Origin of the sequence: Photobacterium profundum (genome assembly GCF_003026285.1) — a bacterium.
In the GTDB taxonomy this organism is placed as follows: Bacteria; Pseudomonadota; Gammaproteobacteria; order Enterobacterales; family Vibrionaceae; genus Photobacterium; species Photobacterium profundum.
Window position 1 is genome coordinate 16,226 of record NZ_PYOD01000028.1, and the last position, 18,942, is coordinate 35,167.

Consider the following 18,942-nt stretch of genomic DNA (forward strand, 5'->3'; position numbering starts at 1 on the left):
CCTACTTATTTATAAGTGCTGTGTAGATATGTCACGTTATTTGTGTTGCACGATGCCTCAATGTAGTAGGCATCGTGCGGCTCATAGAAAGGGAGTATTAGTGTTGATTACATGTCTTCAATATCGATTTCGATAGTATCAACAGCTGCATCTAATACCGCTTTCACATCTTGTCCTTGTGCTATTTGAGCAAGAGCTGTTTTCATTGGGCCCCACACCTTCATGAACTCAGGAATGCTTGGCATAGGTTGACCAATGTTCGTCGCATCGAAAATGGCTTTGTGCAGTGACCCTTCTTTGTAACTTACAGACAAACTAGGCGAAACTTCGCGTGTATCTACGTACCATTTTTGTGCATTTTCAGGTGTAGCTAGGAATTTAAGAAAGGCACTCGCGCCTTCTTTGTTATCACTGTAACCATTAACGGTCATCCCTTTTGTCCCAGTTAGGGCTTTGTATGGATGGCTGCCATCCCAGCTTGGAATTGGTGCCGCGCCAACGTTAATGCCGGCTTTTTCAATATCAGCAATCGCCCACGGTCCGTTGATGATCGCTTTTAGTTTTCCTTCCATGAAGTACTTCATCATGATGTCGTAAGCGACAGTGTCATCTTGCATTAATGTCCAGTGACTAACACCACTGTCGTATAGCCCTTGAGCCGCTAAACCTGCTTTGATTGAATCGGCGGTATTTAAACCAATGTCTTGTGGGTTGTTGTCTTTAAAGATGTAACCGCCGTTGGTCATAAATAGACCGCCAGTGAAGTAGAAATCAGTGAATTTTGCAGCCCAATCTGAAGGTGGGATTTCTTTCAATGTTTTTGGTGCTTCTTTCACCATATCTTTGTTGTAAAGAAATAGAGTAGTGTCCGTAGACATTGGCACCATATACGTTTTGCCGTTGTATGTTGCGGCGTTAGTTGCGGCATCGGTAAAGCCGTTAATTGTGAAATTGGTTGAAGTAATTAAATGCTGGTCGGCTAATTCACCAATACGGTCATTAGGGATCATGAAAATATCAGCAATGTTGCCTTTTTGAGTTGGCAATGCACTCAATAGGTCAAACATACTTGTCGCGGCGACTTCAACCTTAAAGTCTTTACCTTTGTTGAATTGTTCTGCCAACTCGGTGAAGTAAGGTACGTAGCTTTTTTCTACACCGACTACAATATTCTCTGCTGCCATTGCCGTATTGCTTAATAGTAAGGCGGTTGAAACGGCAAGCGATATTTTCTTAATCATTTAGTTTCTCCTGAAAGGGATAAAGAGGGTTGAGCCGATAAAATCACGTTGGACTAATTCGATGGTATCAACAGCTTATGCTTTTTATTAAGCGGTCTCTTAGAGTGCTTCCTGCGATACATGTTTGTCTGTTTATAAAGCTAAACGTCATTAGGTTTATCATAGGTCGTTGGTGGTATTGGGTGAAATGCCTTTTATAAAGGGCAGCCATAGAAAAAATGCATATCACATAGATAAATGTTATCTACCGCAATGATATCCAAGGTATTCAGTATCTTTGATAGGTTAAAAACGTGATGAGAATGGCAAAATGCATTGGTGATATTGAGGGGGGGAGAGCATCATGAATGAGGCTGGTGCTCGTATATTCGTAAAGAGCTATTTGTAATAAAAATACATCATGAGTTGCTTATATTTTAAAAGTGGCTCGTCGAGATGTTTTAAATTCTGGATTAACCTCTGTTTTTTCAGTGCAACAATGTAATACTGAGCAATAAATAAGAACTAGATCATAAATCATAATATTCCTATCAGTCAGTAATGACTATTCTCTCAATTAATTTTCATCGTCGAGGTAATCGCAAAGTGTGTTGTTGCTACTTTGTGTGTTAATTGATCTTTTATTGTGTCATTTAACGTTAATTGGTTTGTATAAATTACGTAATGGTTTCAGTTTAACAATTATTTAACTGTGATGTTTTGGTATGGTTACATTAGTGTGTGTATGTCACATTACGTGAGCGAATTTAAGCTTGTTATCAGCCTATGCCTCATATTCTTCTCATCGAATATCCAATACCCTATACACATAATAAAGGATTGAAACGATGAAAAAGGTCTTGTTCAAAGTTGCTGCTCTTACACTGGCTCTTGCTACTGCTGGTGTTCAGGCAAAAGACTATGAAATTGTGAACGTCGTGAAAGTATCAGGTATCCCTTGGTTCAACCAAATGAATAAGGGTATTGAGCAGGCAGCGACTGATTTTGGTGTTAATGCCCGTCAGTTAGGCCCATCTACTCCCGATCCCGCACAGCAGGTGAAGATCATTGAAGATCTGATTGCTAAAGGTGTGGACGCTATAACCGTTGTTCCTAATGATGTAACGGTATTAGAACCCGTATTTAAGAAAGCGCGTGAGAAGGGCATTATTGTACTGACTCACGAATCGCCAGATGGTCACAGTGCCGACTGGGATATCGAAACCATTGATAATCAAGCTTACGCGAAAGCAACGATGGATGAACTTGCGAAAAATATGGGAAAAAAAGGTGGCTATGCCGTTTATGTTGGCTCATTAACCGTTCCACTGCATAACAACTGGGCAAATCTAGCGATTGATTACCAAAAAATGGCTTACCCAGATATGTATGAAGTGACAAGTCGTATGCCTGTAGCAGAAAGTATTGACGCTTCGTATGCTGCAACGAATGATTTAATGAAAGCACACCCAGACATGACGGGTATTGTGTCTTATGGCTCACTTGGTGCCATTGGTGCTGGTGAAGCAATCAAGAAGAAACGTGCTAAGAACAAAATGAGCACTGTTGGCATTATGATGCCAAGCCAAGCGGCACCGTACCTGATGCGTGGCGAGATTGATAAAGGTTTCTTATGGAATCCGGCCGATGCAGGTTATGCGATGGTTGCCGTAGCTAAACAAATGCTAGACGGCCAAAAAGTGGTTGATGGTGTGACCGTTGATAATCTTGGTGTTGCAGAGATTGATCAAGAAAAGCGTGTGATTAAGTTTAATAAAATCCTCGTTGTGGACAAGTCAAACGCTCGTGACCTTGGCTTCTAATCGCACTATTAGTAATTTTGTTCTGGGCAGTGCAATGCTGCCCTTTAGCTGGAAATCCATCATGTCAAACGAAGCATTTATTACCTTAAAGCGTGTATCCAAACATTTTGGTTCCGTTAAGGCCCTTGATGGCATCAACTTAACTTTTAATAAAGGTGAAGTGCATTGCTTAGCAGGGAAAAATGGTTGTGGAAAAAGTACCTTGTTTAAAGTGATCTCTGGGGTACATGCACCTGAAAAAGGGGCTGAGATTGTACTTGATGGGAAAACCTATTCCCGCTTGAATCCGCAGCAATCTATAGAGCATGGGATTCAGGTTATCTATCAAGATTTATCTTTATTTCCTAATCTTACTGTCGCTGAAAATATTGCAGTGCAAGATCATATGGCATGGACGAAAGGCTTAGTTAAGCAATCGCGTTTAGATGCGATTGCCAAGGCTGCGATGGATAAAGTCGGGGTGCTACTGCCTTTAACTAAGCGGGTAGAGCAATTATCTATTGCGGAGTGTCAGTTGGTTGCTATTTGCCGTGCAATGGCGTCTGATGCCAAGCTTGTCATTATGGATGAACCGACGGCTTCTCTGACGCGCACTGAAGTAAATAGCTTAATTAAGGTGGTTGCAGATTTAAAATCCAAAGGCATCACTGTTGTGTTTGTTAGCCATAAGCTGGGTGAAGTCATGGAGATTTCTGATCGTATAACGGTTATTCGTGACGGCAAAACTATTGGTACTTATCCAGCAGATGAAATGAATAGTGACGAATTGGCTTTCTTAATGACGGGGCAACGCTTTGAGTATTCTCCGTTAGGTGAATATAAACAGGAAGGAGACGTGAAGTTAGAAGTCACTAACTTGACTAAAAAGGGTCAGTTTAATGATATTAACCTTCAAGTTCGTGCTGGTGAGATTGTTTCTATAACAGGGTTATTAGGCTCAGGTCGTACTGAGTTATGTTTGGCTTTATTTGGCATGACGAAGCCTGATAGCGGCCAAATGAAGGTGAATGGCAAACTTGTTGAATTTAGTTCTAACAGAGAAGCGATTGCTCATGGCATTGGCTATGTATCGGAAGACAGGATGAGTACTGGGTTAGTTATGGAACAATCCATACAAGACAACACTACAGCGACTGTTCTGTCTCGATTAAAAAAGCCGAATGGTTTTTTTGACCATGTTAAAGCGACAAGTTTAGTTGGAAAACTCATTTCATCGTTATCAATTAAAGTTGCTGATCCCATGTTACCAGTGACCAGTTTGTCGGGTGGTAATGCTCAGCGAATTTCAATTGCGAAGTGGATAGCAGCTGAGCCTGATGTGTTGATTCTCGATTCTCCAACCGTGGGTGTTGATATTGCGAACAAAGAAAGTATTTATCAGATAGCGAAAGACCTCGCTTTAAAGGGGATGGCTATCATCATGGTAAGCGATGAAATTCCTGAAGTGTTTTATAACAGCCATCGCGTGATTGTAATGAAAGATGGACAGTTTTCTCATGACTTCCATCCAATAACATCTTCAGAAAAAGAAATCATGGAGGCCGTCAATGCGTGATCGTATGCGTTTTCGTTGGGATGCTTTAATAAAGCGTCATGAGTTTTATCTAGCGGCTCTTATTGGTTTAATGGTTGTTGGGTTAGGAATCAGCTCGGAAGATTTTTTAACGCTGGGCAATATTTTCGATATGTCGGTGAGTTCTGCCATTCTAGGCATCATGGCTTGTGGGCTTTTTGTTGTTCTGATTGCTGGCGGTATTGATATTTCATTTCCAGCCACTGCCGCAATAGCACAGTACGTTATGGCGACCTATGTATTATCTATTGGTGGAAACTTCTTTATTGCTTTTTTGATTGCTGCTGCTGTAGGTATGCTGCTTGGCCTTATCAATGCCGTATTGGTATATAAGCTGAAAGTACCTGCCATCATCATTACGATTTCAACACTCAATTTATTCTTTGGATTGCTGATTTACTTTAGCAATGGTGCTTGGTTATACGGTTTCCCTGATTGGTTTATGGATGGGGTTGAGTGGTTCACCTTTGTGGGGAGCGATGGATACGACTATGGCTTATCTCTTCCAATTATAACGCTTGTTGCTGTTGTTTTATTCACGTCATTCTTAATGTCGAAAACACGGTTAGGTCGTCAGATTTATGCGATGGGTGGTAATGCAGATGCCGCGAGCCGGATTGGCATTAATTTATTTGGTATTCATTTGTTTGTTTACGGCTATATGGGGGCATTGGCAGGTATTGCGTCAGTGGTACAAACCCAAATTACACAGTCAGTTGCACCAAATTCATTAATGGGCTTTGAACTGACGGTTTTGGCTGCGGTGGTATTAGGTGGAACGAGTATGACTGGGGGGAAAGGCACGCTAATGGGAGTTGTTCTTGGTGTGGCGCTGTTAGCCATTATGAAGAACGGATTAACACTGCTAGGTGTTCCTTCTTATTGGCATGCGGTTGTCACCGGTCTCATCATTGTATTCAGTATCAGTATGACTGCTCTGAATGAAAAGAAACAAGCGTTGCAGGGGGCGTAATGGATCAGGTATTGAACGCATTAAAGCTACCAACGGATAGAAACATCCGTTACTTATTAGTTATTTTAGTCAGTATTATGGCCATCATGGCTGTCGCAAGTGGTGATACATTCTTCTCGGTGGCTAATTTACAGTCTATGTCATCACAAATGCCATTATTGGGGATGTTAGCGCTCGCCATGGCTGTGTGCATGCTTACAGGTGGTATTAATCTCTCTATTATTGCAACGACCAATGCGTGCAGTTTAGTTATGGCAAGCATTATTACGATGGCACCCGATAATGGAATGGTACTGTTATTTGCATTGGTGGCGGGTTTAGTTACTGCGGTTGTTATTGGTTTACTTAACGGTGCTTTAATTGCTTATGTCGGGGTTTCTCCAATCTTAGCAACACTCGGAATGATGACATTAATCAATGGCCTAAACGTATTGATTTCTGGTGGCAGTGTTATGTCAGGTTTTCCAGAATCATTATTAGTTATAGGTAGTGGCGCATTTTTTGGTATTCCAATGCCACTTATCCTCTTCGTGTTTTTTGCTATTGGCTTATGGGGATTGCTTGAGCACACCAGCCTTGGTCGTACTATCTACTTGATGGGCTCGAACGAGAAGGCCGCTCAATTCTCTGGTATTAACACACAAAAAGCGGTTCTTTATGTGTATGCGATTTCATCGATTCTTTGTTGGGTTGCGGCACTGATTATGATGGCGAAATTCAACTCGGCCAAAGCAGGCTATGGGGAATCCTATTTATTGATTGCCATCTTAGCATCGGTATTAGGAGGGATTAACCCAGATGGTGGTTTTGGTCGAATTATTGGTATTGGCTTGGCATTGATTGTATTGCAAACGTTAGAAAGCGGTCTGAACTTATTAGGAGTCAGCAGTTATCTAACGATGGCTCTTTGGGGTGGCATTTTAATTCTATTCATTACCCTACAAAAACGTAAAGCTTAGTGGAGAGAGCAAAATGAGTATTTATTTTATTGGCGTTGATGTTGGTAGTGGCAGCGCAAGAGCGGGTGTTTTCGATGCCTCTGGTCGAAAAGTCGGTGAAGCAAAACGTGATACACAAATGTTCAAACCTCGTGCAGATTTTGTTGAACAATCATCAGAAGATATCTGGCAAAGTGTTTGTATGGCGGTGAAAGATGCAGTTTCACAAGCGAGTATTGACCCTATTCAAGTAAAAGGCATCGGCTTTGATGCAACGTGTTCATTAGTTGTGTTAGATAAGAAAGGTCAGCCATTAACGGTAAGCCCAACGGGTCGTAGTGAACAAAATATCATTATGTGGATGGATCACCGAGCCATTGCACAAGCAGAACGCATTAATGCGACAGAACATCCGGTATTAGCGTATGTGGGAAATCGTATCTCCCCTGAAATGCAAACCCCGAAGTTACTTTGGCTGAAGCAAAATATGCCAAATACTTGGTCTCAAGCTAAATATTTTTTTGATTTACCCGATTTTTTAACATGGAAAGCAACGTTTGATGATAGCCGCTCTCTTTGTTCTACCGTGTGTAAATGGACATACCTTGGTCATGACGACAAGTGGGATACACACTTTTTTGAACGCATTGGGTTAGATGATTTACTTGCTGATGGTGCAAAGTCTATTGGTAATGTTATTAAGCCAATGGGTGAGCCCGTAGGGCAAGGCTTAACCGCACACGCAGCTGATGATTTAGGTTTAATACGAGGTACGCCTGTTGGTACGTCGATTATTGATGCTCATGCTGGTGGTATTGGTGTTCTAGGAGCCGCCGGTATGGCTGGCGAGACTGCCGATTTTAATAAGCGTTTGGCATTAATCGGTGGAACCTCATCTTGTCATATGGCAGCATCAAAGACAGCACGCTTTATCGATGGTGTATGGGGTGCCTACTATGGCGCAATGATCCCGAATCATTGGTTAAATGAAGGTGGTCAATCTGCTACTGGCGCGTTAATTGATCATATCATTACGTCGAATCCTTTATACGGTCAACTAAAAGCACAAGCTACAAAAGATGGAACAACGGTTTATCAAATACTGAATGATCATTTATTGAAACTCGCGGGTACTAAAGAAGATATTGCGTTTCTAACTAAAGATATTCATGTATTGCCATATTTTCATGGTAACCGTTCTCCACGAGCTAACCCAAACCTTACCGGTACGATTACTGGTCTAAAAATGTCTAAGACACTCGATGATATGGCACTTGCGTACCTAGCGACAATTCAGGCAATTGCGTTAGGAACAAGGCATATCATTGAAGTAATGAATCAGTCGGGATACGAGATTGATACCATCATGGGGTGTGGCGGAGGAACAAAGAATACGATTTTTGTGCAAGAGCATGCCAATGCAACTGGCTGTTTAATGTTATTACCAGAAGAAAGCGAAGCAGTATTACTTGGCTCTGCGATGCTAGGTTCAGTCGCGTCTGGTTTTTATTCCGATATCCCAGATGCAATGAATGCAATGAGTCGTATTGGAAAAGCGGTAACACCACAAACAGACAGAATTAAGCGCTTCTATGATATGAAGTATCAAATCTTTCATCAGATGTATGAAGATGATATGAAGTACAAACAGCTAATGTCTGAGTTCTAAACAATTACTTTGTCTTAGTTTATAAAACGGCCTCTTTATGAGGCCGTTTTCGTTTAGTTAAAATTTGATCTAACGTGTGATTTATATACATCTTATGTATTCCCATGACTTATGAATCGAATGCTGTATTATTCCCTCGGGGAATCGATCTGTTGGGTTTACTATTTCATTCTTGATGACATTTTATCGAAACAAAGATTTGCTAAAAGTTGAATTAGACAGTTAGAAATTAATTTCTGCGTCTAATCAAAAGAGGGAGCATGCTTCCCATTTTTACAGGATTTATCAATATGAAGTTAAAACTTGCAGGCATTTTATCACTTTCAATAGGTTTAGTAGCTTGTGGAGGTGGCGGGGGAAGTAGCGATAGCACTAAGCCAGCAATACAAACGAAATCTATCGAAGGTGTCGCGATTGATGGTTATATCAAAGGAGCCACTGTATTTTTGGATCTAAATTACAATGGTAAGCTGGATGATGGCGAGCCAAGTAGTATCACCGATAAAGAAGGTAATTACCGCCTAGCATTAAGCGGTTCAAACTCCGACTGTATTGATTACGCGCCAATTGTCGTGAATGTTCCAGTGGGTGCCATTGATGCCGATGATCCAGAAAATCCGATTCAGCAGGCTTACCAGCTGGTGTATCCACCTGCAATTACGGTTAGTTCGGATGAGGAAATCAAATTCACCACGCCACTGACCACTATACTCTGGAATGAAATTCAAGAAGATATTCACAAAACAGGTTTGAATAGCTGTCAGGCTCTAAAAGAAGCGGTGAACACGCAAAATAAGATTCTGCAGAATGTCAAAGATCATGAAAACCGTATCGCAAACCGATATAACATTACCGTTGAAAGCTTGTACGGTGACTTTATAAAAGAAGAGAACAAAGACTTGTATAACCTGGCTCAGAAAATGATGCCGGCACTTAAAAAGTCTTATGAAGAGACAAAGATTATTCAACAGAAAAACCCAGATGCACAATTGGCGTATGTGGATTACTACTGGGACTTTTGGGATTATAGAACCAATCAACCAGTTGATAAATGGTATCGAACAGAAGCTATTATCAAGGCTAATAAAGTGGTCACAATTGACCATCAAGTTACGGATGACTTATCTAATATCATTAAGCTAATCAGACATGTTGAAAGTAATAATTCTCAGCATAATGGTATCGGTTACAGTAAAGAAGCATGGTTATCTTTTGATGAGTCTCTAGCAGAATACACTTGCTCTATTAATGAAACGATTGAACAGCTTCCAGAACAGAATGCGTTAACCTCGTACGGGGTGCGTAACAGTTCGACTTCAAGGGAAGGTGACTGGGATAACTGCTCAAATAAGAGTGTTGATAGCAACTTTTATCAGCAGTTGACCACAATAACTGTTGATGGAATGAAAGAGCAAAGAACATTAACGCAGACAAGCTTTAATTATAACCAACGCGTTCAGTTCGATGACTTGGTAAATCTAAGTGATAAAATCAATTCGTACAGTCGAAGTGATTTGAATATATTAAACTTTTTGTCGAGTAGTTTTGATGAAAATACCGGTAATGGTGCAGATGACTGGTGGCGTGCGAAGTACGAATATCTTCAGCATTCAATGAATGACTTTACGCAGGTTATTACAGAGAAGTACTCTTCAGGTGTTTGGGCTAAAACGCAATATTTCAGCAATGGAACCAATAAACGAGAGTGTTCGAGCGATGGACAAACTTGGTCTGTAGCGGCTTGTAAGAGCTAACATTTGAATCTCTATGTCTGCATCGAGTGTCAGCTCATTTATGAGCTAGAGTAGCTAGATAAAGGGTGTTACTTACCAGTAATAAGTAACGCCCTTTTTTATTTTTGTGTGCCATCCTGAAATAGGTTTCTCGTTGGTCAAATTACTGTGCTCATTGCACCGTTTAATTCTGTGATCGGTACTGGCCTGCTAAACAGATAGCCTTGACCGAAATCACAGCCATATTGCTGAAGCAAATTGAATTGTTCCTGTGTTTCGATACCTTCGGCTATTACGCTAATTTGCAGTGTGTGAGCCATGGAAATCAGTGCTTGAACGATTTTCTGATCAGAGTTATTTGAGTCCAGATCCTTAACAAAACTACGGTCAATTTTGAGCTTGTCGACGGGCAATCGTTTTAACATCGCCAAGGAAGAGTAGCCTGTACCAAAATCGTCGATGGCGACTGTAATCCCTAACTCCTTGAACTGACGTAAAGTATATATCGCACTTTCGACATTTTCCATCAGGGTTGATTCTGTTATCTCGATTTCAAGAAAACGTGCATCAATACCCACATTCCGGATAATCCTGCGTATATTCTCTAATAAATCCGGATCATTGAACTGCCTTGGCGATAAGTTAACCGCTATACGGTGGCGCTTCCCTATATGTAACTGGTGCATTTTGATGACGTTACACACTTCCTGAATAACCCAGTAGCCAATATTTTTAATTTTCCCAGATTCTTCCGCAATACCAATGAACCTTTCGGGGTACAAGAGGCCTTCTCTAGGATGGTTCCACCTAATCAAGGCCTCGTAACAGCATAACTTGTTACTATAAAAATTAAAGACAGGCTGGTAGTGTAAAACGAACTGTTTCTTGCTGATTGCAGTGTCTAAACTTTCTTCAATCGATACTTTATCTAATGCTTTTTTCTGTAGAGCTTTGTTGAAAAAGTGATAGTTCCGCTTGCCACTTTTTTTCGCTGAATACATTGCCATATCCGCGTTTCTTAGAAGCGTGGATACGTCATTTCCGTCTGAAGGTATCATGGTAATTCCAACCGATGCAGAAACAGAGAGTTCCTTGTTATTCAAGAAAATTGGTTCAGAAATAACCTCTATCAATTGTCCAGCAATACGGCCAGCATCTGAGGCTGAGTAGGAAGCAGACAATAGAACAGTAAACTCATCTCCTCCAAGGCGGGCAACGATATCATTTTTATTAACCACGGAATTCAATCGATGTGAGATTTGTTGTAATACACAATCGCCAATGTCGTGTCCCTGCGAGTCGTTAATGCGCTTAAAATCATCTAGGTCAAAACAGAGCAAAGCTGCAGAATTTCCGCAGCATTCTGTTTGCTGAATGACTTGCTCTAGGTGCTCATTTAAAAGTCGTCTGTTTGCAAGTCCTGTTAGGTAATCATAAAACGCAAATTTTTCTAGCTCATGTGTTTTTTGTTTAACGATTTTTTGAAGTTTTTCGGGTTGCCGGAGCACAAACCACATAGCCCAAGATCCAAATAGAGCGATGGTAATACTGGTAAGGTAACCGAGTGTAGCCTGCCAGATACTTCCTTCCATTGGACGGCTTATGGTTATTTTCCAAGTAGCATTTGGAACATTGATTGTGCTAGTACGATGAGGAGAGACGATAGGTTCTCTAGAGGCTGTGATCACTTCCGTCTCGCTAGTATCAGGGGATCGTCGAGTTAGTTGATAACGATACCCTTTGGACTGTAAGAGGTCTAATTCCGTTGACGCTAACAAATCATCTAAATAGATCAAGGCAGCGGTAAAGCCCCAAAATATCTGCTTGTTACCGTCTCTAATAAATACAGGATTACGCCCAATAACAGCCACGCCACCTTGAATCAGTTCGAAAGGACCAGCCAAAGTGAGTTTTTGCTCATTGATAGCAGAGAGTGCTTCCTTACGGCGTTTATCATCCTTAAGAATATTGTGCCCGATAGCTTTCTCATGACCTAAAAGCGGGTATATTTTCTGGATTATTCCATCTGGTGCTAGTTGGAGATTAGATATTCCACCAATTGTCCTCAATATCTCTTCAGAGAAGTGATCAAAGTCGTCGATTCGACCATTTTGTTGTTGAACTTCCAGAGCTAAAATATGCGTAGCAGATAATGATTGTGATAGACGGCGTTCAAATGCTTTTGCTTGTGCATTGACGATATCATTTAGCAACAGGTGCTGTTCTTGGGCGTTCAGCGTATTGCTCATATGAGTCCAATATATGCCAATTGAGCTTATAAGAAGAAATAAGGCTCCACAAATTACGCGACGATTAGGTAGGTACATCTGTTTCATTAATCTTCATATCATTACCCTGTAAATTGAATTAAGGCTAACATATTAACAAGATCAATAGTTAATTTTGAGGCTATTTTGACCGTTTAGGTAAAGTACTGTGCTTGTTTTTGTTCATTTTAAAAAGTTGCAGTGTGAATAAAGTTATCTGAACGAGGCTAGTGGCTTTTATCGAATTTAGTAAGAGGTTGAAAATTATCGATGAAACGAGCATGTTGATGTAACTTCGGTATACAATCAATGGCTGTAATTATTGTTAGATGGTAATCATACGTGAAGAACTTTGATGTTAATTTGTTGCGGGTATTGGCTGTTTTACTCGAAGAGCGCAGCGTAACAGCGGCGGCATCACGTTTATACCTCAGTCAATCGGCTGTCAGTAAACAATTGGCTAAACTGCGTGAAACCTTTGATGATCCGCTTTTTGAACGTCAGTCTAAAGGGTTACTTCCTACCCCGAAAGCGTTGTCTCTTGCACCCAATATTCATGAGATCTTACGACAAATTGATCAGCTAGCGATCCCTTCAAAGTTTGAACCCGAAAAAAGTCAGCGTACGTTTACATTTGATTTGGTTGAAACAGCATATACAGTAACATATTCGCGTTTTATGCCGACCTTACTTAAGCAAGCGCCTGGTATTAGTATCAATAGCCGCACTTGGAGTGATGAGAGTTTGAATCGGTTATTGAGGCGTGAAATTGATTTTGGGATTGGAATTTTTGAATGGGATGAACGTGCAAAATCTCATTACCTTAGCATTTCTGATGAGCTTAATTATGCAGAGCTTGTACGGGATCACTCGGTTTGTCTGATGCGTAAAGGACACCCTGCGTTGCTAGAAGAATGGAATATAGATACCTTCTTGAAATATCGACACTTAGAAGTCACCATTGGTGGCATTAGTGGTTGGTTATTAAAAGAGGTACTCGACATTGAGCGCAAGCAACTCGACAGTGCAGTTAATATGTCGGATGTGCAGAGTGCCGTAAAACTGTGTGAAGAAAGTGACTTACTGATGTGTTATCCGTCTTCTGCTGTTAAGGCGTTAAATATGGATGCCAATCTCGTTGTTAAGCCGCTCCCGATAAAACTGGAACCAGGTGGATACTCGTTACTTTGGCATCGCCATTTTGATAACGATCCGAGCCATAAATGGTTACGAGAGCTGATCATAGGTCTAGCGTCTGATGAAGTGATAACGCGCGATACATACAATTAAAGGTAGCGGGGTATACTCGATACTGACTGTCTAGAGGGATAGAGTATTTAAGTGATATGCTCTAGACTTCAGTATAATCAGAACGTTATATGAATGGCTTTTCGCAATATGAATATACCTGAAGTTGGCTTTAACCACACAAAAACGGCAAATCGCGAAATTGAAATCATTGATTTAGAACAATTGTACCAACGTAAAAATAGCCTGACTCATAATCCCACTTTGCCACATCGCGTCGACTTCAATCAGATAATTCACATCGAAGAAGGAGAGGGAACTCATTTAATAGACTTTGTGAGCTACCCTTATGAATCGGGTGCATTTATTTTTATTCAGAAAAACCAAGTGCATGCGTTTGATTTTGGCCAAAAACCAAAAGGTAAAATACTGTTATTTACGCAAGAGTTTATCAATCAAGCGCTTGCGAACATGAGATTGCCAGAATTTACGCCAACTCACTTAGAGTATTCTTACCAGCCTGTATTTATTCCTGACTCAGAAGCCATGAGCAGTAGCGAAAAGCTATTGGCTGAAATAAGCAAAGAGCTTGTACATCAGGAATCAAACCCTTTGATTGTCATGTTTCTGTTTTCTTCATTGTCGTTAATTCTGCGCCGAGTGATGCCAGAGAATCATCATGATAGATTAAACAAAGATCAACTCAGTAAATTCACTGAATTTGTTGATTTACTTGAGCAAAATTTCCGTCGCTCTAGAGATGCTACTTATTACGCTGATCACCTGCACACTACCTATAAAACCTTAAATCAGATCTGTAAATTAGCGACTAATCAAACGGCTAAGCAACTGATCGATGCTTACACTATTTTGGAGGCAAAAAGGCGACTTGTATTAGATGGACTACCCACTCAACAGCTTGCTTATGAATTTGGTTTTGAAGATGCCAGCAATTTTGTAAAGTACTTTAAAAAACATACATTGATCACCCCATCCCGTTTTCAGAAACAGTTTGAAGTTCGTCATTGACCATTATTCCGCCTGTACTGACCATGTGAGTTCTGCCTTTTATCATTACTATTACTTCATTCCAACGAGAGGTGAAAATAATGAAAAAAGGTATGTCAGCCGTTTTAGCGACAACGGTTTTAGTGTGTACAGCATACACAAGTCAGGTTTCAGCGAAGGAAAATACAATGAACCTATCTAACAAAGAGAAAGCGATTGCTGTACTTAACAGCATTGAAACTGGTGATCAGCAAGCAATCAGCTATGTAAATCCAGATAAATATATTCAACATAACCTAGTTGTAGGAGATGGTCTCGCGGGTTTTGGTGCAGTACTGCAAGCACTTCCAGAGGGGAGTGCAAAGGTTAATGTAAAACGTGCTTTCACTGATGGTGACTACGTATTTACACATACCGATTATAATTTCTTCGGCCCTAAAGTTGGCTTTGATGTATTCCGTTTTGAAGATGGCTTAATTGTTGAGCACTGGGATAACCTTGCTGAAAAAGTAGGAATGAACCCAAGCAATCGTACTCAGCTAGATGGCCCAATAGAGGTTAGCGATTTAGATAAGACAAAAGAGAACAAAATACTCGTTGCTGACTTTGTTGATACGATTCTTATGAAAGGTGATTTTGCTCACCTAGGTCACTTTATTGATGACGGTGATGCCGATTATCTTCAACACAATACAGCCATAGCAGACGGTGTTTCCGGCTTAGGTAAAGCACTAGATGAGATGGAAAAACAAGGCATTAAAATGGTTTATACAGAAAACCATATCGTACTAGGTGAAGGTAACTTTGTTCTGAGTATTAGTGAAGGTAGCCTTGGTGGCGAACACGTTTCTTTCTATGATCTATTCCGCATTGAAAATAATAAAATTGTAGAACACTGGGATACTATCGAGTCAATTCCAGCGAAAAGTGCATGGAAAAATAACAATGGAAAATTTGGTTTCTAAATAGAGCTAACATTACAAATAGCCAGGCGTTCGGTAAACTGCACATACGCATGACATCTAAGCTTTGACATAATACCTCTTTAACGGAGGTATTATAAATCAAACAAAAAAACGCCTTAAATAGTTTCAAATTCTTGTCCCTGTCTAAAAAGAGTTTATTTGTCGATGCATAGTTTTGGATGTCTCAAGTCGATAGTATGCGCAATATCTATATTCCCGCTTCAGAAACCTACGTATACGAAATAGAGTCAAAAGTAGTTGGTTTTTTTGCGTTGTATGAGAATACTTTGGCTGCAATTTTTGTCGCTCCTGAACGTCAAGGGCAGGGTATTGGTAAGACGTTAATAAATCACGCCAAAGAGCAAAGATTTAGCCTAACGCTTTCTGTTTACAAAGAGAATGTGGCAAGTTTAAATTTCTATTTGTCGCAAGGCTTTACTATCATGAGTGAGCAAATTGATGAGCATACAGGGCATCAGGAATACACTATGAACGTGGGTATATCAAAAACTGTTAGTTAAGCTTAGCTTTTCCATACAAATTCCCCAAGTCCATCATTCGCAATAGTCTTTATCCTGCTCTTGCATCATTTCGAGTTAATGCATTACCCTATACACCAGACTAATTTAAAGAAGTAATAATCTATGTCCTTTCCTCCTTGCCTTAACTGTAAATCTGAATTTGTTTACCAAGATCAAAGTCATTTAGTCTGCCCTGAATGCGCGTTTGAATGGAACCCATCGGAAACTGATGACGCCTTTACTGTAAAAGATATCAACGGAAAACTGCTGGAACAAGGAGATAAGGTCACACTAGTTAAAGACCTTAAAGTAAAAGGTAGCTCTCTGAATCTAAAAATCGGCACTAAAGCAGTCATTAAGCGCATAGTCGAAGGAAAGGATCACCAATTAGACTGTAAAGTGGATGGTGCAGGCGAAATAATGGTGACAGCAAAGTACGTAAAGAAAGCCTAACTCATTGAACTCAGCATCTTAAGAGTGATTTCAAACGCGTGCCTTTTTCGGTTCACTCATTTCTACTTAACACTCTTTTAGATGCTGATTTACCAACATTTAGTGTCTACGCACATCTATAAATGATCATAGGCAAAGCTCGATTAATAACTAATATAATCCATCATTTGTATGAGCTGAATTCGAATTTCATTACTGGTTTGACTGTGCCAAAATCCACCAGCAAAAGCCAATAATGGGATCCCAAACATAATAATAAATATTACCGCCATTAACTGCTTGCTTGAAAGGTGCCAACCGTTATGAGTTTTAAAGCCTAATGCTTCTTTTTTAGGGCAAGCCGAAATACAGCGCATACAAGCTTGGCATTCGTCGGTATGAACTTGTATCGCAGTATGAATTATTATGTTAGAAGGACAGGCACGAGTACATTTATCACAATTCATACCACCACGTTCATTTAAGCAGTGACTTTTTTCCCGACGAATTTTAAAAATACTGACAAAGCTCACTAAACCTAAAAGTGCGCCATAAGGACAAAAATAGCGACAGAATGCTCGCTTACGCCAAGCTGCCATGAATAGCATGATTCCTAACACCACTAACGTGATAGTGCCCGGCGCTACAAATAGCCATGCAGTTTTTATATCTGCAATTTTGTGGTAATTACCGTTAAGGTAATACGGAATATTAGCTGGGTGCATACCAAGTGAAATGAAGGCAAAAAAGGCTAACAGCAGATATTTAATCATCCGCAAAGACCAATCTAACCATACTGGTGCTAGGTAGGATTTTTTAATAAACTTTAGCCGCCAGTTATAGATGTATTCACCCACTAAGCCTAAAGGGCATATCCAACCACAAAATGCTCGTTTACAAATAATCCCAGTAATTAATACGGTAAATAACATTACCGCACCAGCGGGGTGAGTTTGATCCCAAAAGCCAAGGCTAACAATCGCCTTTAGTTCAATGGCAGCAGCGATAGGTAAGAAAGCATCTGTTACGTCAGGGCGTAGAAAGTTCGGTGAAATTTGTGCGGTTAATAGTGCCGTATGGATTACATATTGAATAGTGACAAAAAAGAAAGATAACGCCATAGCATGCTGACAAACTACACGAAGAATATTGGGTCTTTGGTTTGCTTGCGCAGCTTCAGGACAAACTTTGTGGAAGCCCGTGATAATACCCACAGCCAAGATTAATGCTAATAATAAGGGCCAATATAATGTGGCTAAGGTTGCGCTAATCACAATGATTGTGACGGCAGCTGCTCCCAGTTTTTTACCACCGGTATAAAGCAGACTGACGCTATACATTAAGGCAAGCATTAAAGTGATTGATTCAATAAAAGTCAAAACGGCACCATCCGAAGTTTTAGCTGTATTATAAGAAGTTCTTAGCAGCAAATCTGATGGTAAAATCAACATCTACACTTTCTTTGATTCGCGTTATATTTTACTCTAAATAGAGCACTACTTTAGAGTTAAAAGTGACAAATCAAGATTAAGTGGGCTTTGTATCCTCAATCAGCAATGTCGCTAATACAAAAAGTAAGAGTGACCCGACCTCAGTAATCAAAAGAAGTTATATTCATTGTATGGCTATAAGCTATTATTATCATTTTAATAAATAATGATAATTTTAAGAAATCAAAAGAGAATCATATACTCATCCCATCAAAACGAACAATGAATCAATTATCTGAATCTGGAGCAAATTATGAAAATGAATCATGTCGGTATTATGGTGGGTGACATGGATAAAGCTGTTGAGTTTTATACCAATGCTCTTGGCCTTAAAGTCGTAATGGGTAATACCAAAGTTGAAGAAGAACGTGAAACAGCAATCGGTAGAATGTGTGTTGCAGTTTTTGGTGAAGGCTTTAAAGGCTTTAACATTGCACACCTGGTCACAACTGATGGTATTGGTGTTGAACTATTTGAAATGAAAGAGCGCCAAGAGCGTCACGAAGTTGATTTTTCTCGAATTGGTATTTTCCACTTCTGCCTTCAAACTGATGACTTCCATGGTGTTATTGAGCGCACTGAAAAATTTGGCGGTAAAGTACGCATGGATATTATGCGTTACCACCCAGAAGATGATAGCAAACAAGCTAAAATGGTGTACTTAGAAGACCCATTCGGTAACCTATTTGAGCTTTACTCGCATACATATGAAGAGACTTATGCGTCTGAATATGAATAATTAATAACGCAAAGAATAATGAAGAGGGTTGGCCATCGTGCCAGCCCTTTTTTGTGCTGCCTTTGCTTGAATTCAATCAGCTATCGCCCTAATTGAGTAAAATCTATATTCACTAGGGGCTAAAACACGTCATTCCTCGAAAAAGGAGATCTAGTAAAGTGTAGGACTAATTTATGAAGGCTGATGCTAAAGCTAAAGCTAAAGCTAAAGCGTTTCTGCCCCATTCCTTGCTAGGGATACAGCTAGCCAGTTAACCGCAGCATTGCTTTTCTTATTGAAGCTAGGATCCGGCTCCATTCAATTCGCCCCCTGTTAATAAACGAAACGCTTGCGGATGAACGGC

The 18,942-nt window shown here is 40.2% G+C and carries 14 protein-coding genes and 1 pseudogene; 12 read left to right on the forward strand and 3 right to left on the reverse strand.

What is annotated here, in order from left to right:
• Positions 1-107: 107 nt before the first annotated feature.
• On the reverse strand, positions 108-1,241 hold the full coding sequence (locus C9J48_RS26940; protein ID WP_006229456.1) for a sugar ABC transporter substrate-binding protein: 1,134 nt from the start codon (positions 1,239-1,241) through the stop codon (positions 108-110).
• 827 nt (positions 1,242-2,068) lie between these two features.
• On the opposite strand from C9J48_RS26940, the gene C9J48_RS26945 reads away from it, so the two are divergent.
• The 6 genes from C9J48_RS26945 (at position 2,069) to C9J48_RS26970 (ending at position 9,950) form a co-directional block, all read left to right on the forward strand.
• Positions 2,069-3,043, forward strand: coding sequence for an autoinducer 2 ABC transporter substrate-binding protein (locus C9J48_RS26945; protein ID WP_006229455.1), 975 nt, complete (start codon positions 2,069-2,071; stop codon positions 3,041-3,043).
• A gap of 61 nt (positions 3,044-3,104) precedes the next feature.
• Complete coding sequence (locus C9J48_RS26950) at positions 3,105-4,598, forward strand: sugar ABC transporter ATP-binding protein (RefSeq protein ID WP_006229454.1); 1,494 nt, start codon at positions 3,105-3,107, stop codon at positions 4,596-4,598.
• Positions 4,591-5,589 (forward strand): ABC transporter permease, encoded by a 999-nt coding sequence (locus C9J48_RS26955; RefSeq protein WP_006229453.1) that lies wholly within the window; start codon positions 4,591-4,593, stop codon positions 5,587-5,589. Before C9J48_RS26950 ends, C9J48_RS26955 begins: the two co-directional genes overlap by 8 nt.
• Positions 5,589-6,548 (forward strand): ABC transporter permease, encoded by a 960-nt coding sequence (locus tag C9J48_RS26960; RefSeq protein ID WP_006229452.1) that lies wholly within the window; start codon positions 5,589-5,591, stop codon positions 6,546-6,548. The genes C9J48_RS26955 and C9J48_RS26960 overlap by 1 nt, the downstream gene beginning before the upstream one ends.
• A 13-nt stretch (positions 6,549-6,561) precedes the next feature.
• The gene (locus C9J48_RS26965) at positions 6,562-8,196 is read left to right on the forward strand and encodes an FGGY-family carbohydrate kinase (RefSeq protein WP_006229451.1); all 1,635 of its coding nucleotides are present in this window, start codon (positions 6,562-6,564) and stop codon (positions 8,194-8,196) included.
• A gap of 290 nt (positions 8,197-8,486) precedes the next feature.
• Entirely contained in the window at positions 8,487-9,950 is a 1,464-nt protein-coding gene (locus C9J48_RS26970; protein WP_006229450.1) for a hypothetical protein, read from the forward strand.
• A 137-nt stretch (positions 9,951-10,087) separates the two neighbouring features.
• On the opposite strand, the gene C9J48_RS26975 is transcribed toward C9J48_RS26970, so the two are convergent.
• On the reverse strand, positions 10,088-12,178 hold the full coding sequence (locus tag C9J48_RS26975) for a bifunctional diguanylate cyclase/phosphodiesterase (RefSeq protein ID WP_242610800.1): 2,091 nt from the start codon (positions 12,176-12,178) through the stop codon (positions 10,088-10,090).
• 360 nt (positions 12,179-12,538) lie between these two features.
• Between C9J48_RS26975 and C9J48_RS26980 the strand changes: the two genes are divergently transcribed.
• From C9J48_RS26980 to C9J48_RS27000, 5 genes and pseudogenes are all read left to right on the forward strand, one after another.
• Positions 12,539-13,486, forward strand: coding sequence for a LysR family transcriptional regulator (locus C9J48_RS26980; RefSeq protein WP_006229448.1), 948 nt, complete (start codon positions 12,539-12,541; stop codon positions 13,484-13,486).
• 108 nt (positions 13,487-13,594) lie between these two features.
• Positions 13,595-14,473, forward strand: a complete 879-nt coding sequence (locus C9J48_RS26985) for an AraC family transcriptional regulator (RefSeq protein WP_036802641.1) — start codon at positions 13,595-13,597, stop codon at positions 14,471-14,473.
• A gap of 80 nt (positions 14,474-14,553) precedes the next feature.
• Positions 14,554-15,417 (forward strand): nuclear transport factor 2 family protein, encoded by an 864-nt coding sequence (locus C9J48_RS26990; protein ID WP_006229446.1) that lies wholly within the window; start codon positions 14,554-14,556, stop codon positions 15,415-15,417.
• Between the two features lie 173 nt (positions 15,418-15,590).
• Positions 15,591-15,938: pseudogene (locus C9J48_RS26995) on the forward strand (GNAT family N-acetyltransferase); the annotation flags it as partial.
• Positions 15,939-16,061: 123 nt separating this feature from the next.
• Positions 16,062-16,391, forward strand: coding sequence for a zinc ribbon domain-containing protein YjdM (locus tag C9J48_RS27000; RefSeq protein WP_006229444.1), 330 nt, complete (start codon positions 16,062-16,064; stop codon positions 16,389-16,391).
• A gap of 143 nt (positions 16,392-16,534) precedes the next feature.
• On the opposite strand, the gene C9J48_RS27005 is transcribed toward C9J48_RS27000, so the two are convergent.
• A complete protein-coding gene (locus C9J48_RS27005; RefSeq protein WP_036802975.1) occupies positions 16,535-17,749 on the reverse strand; it encodes a 4Fe-4S binding protein in 1,215 nt (404 codons plus the stop codon).
• 364 nt (positions 17,750-18,113) lie between these two features.
• On the opposite strand from C9J48_RS27005, the gene C9J48_RS27010 reads away from it, so the two are divergent.
• On the forward strand, positions 18,114-18,599 hold the full coding sequence (locus C9J48_RS27010; protein ID WP_006229442.1) for a VOC family protein: 486 nt from the start codon (positions 18,114-18,116) through the stop codon (positions 18,597-18,599).
• The last annotated feature ends 343 nt before the right edge of the window (positions 18,600-18,942 follow it).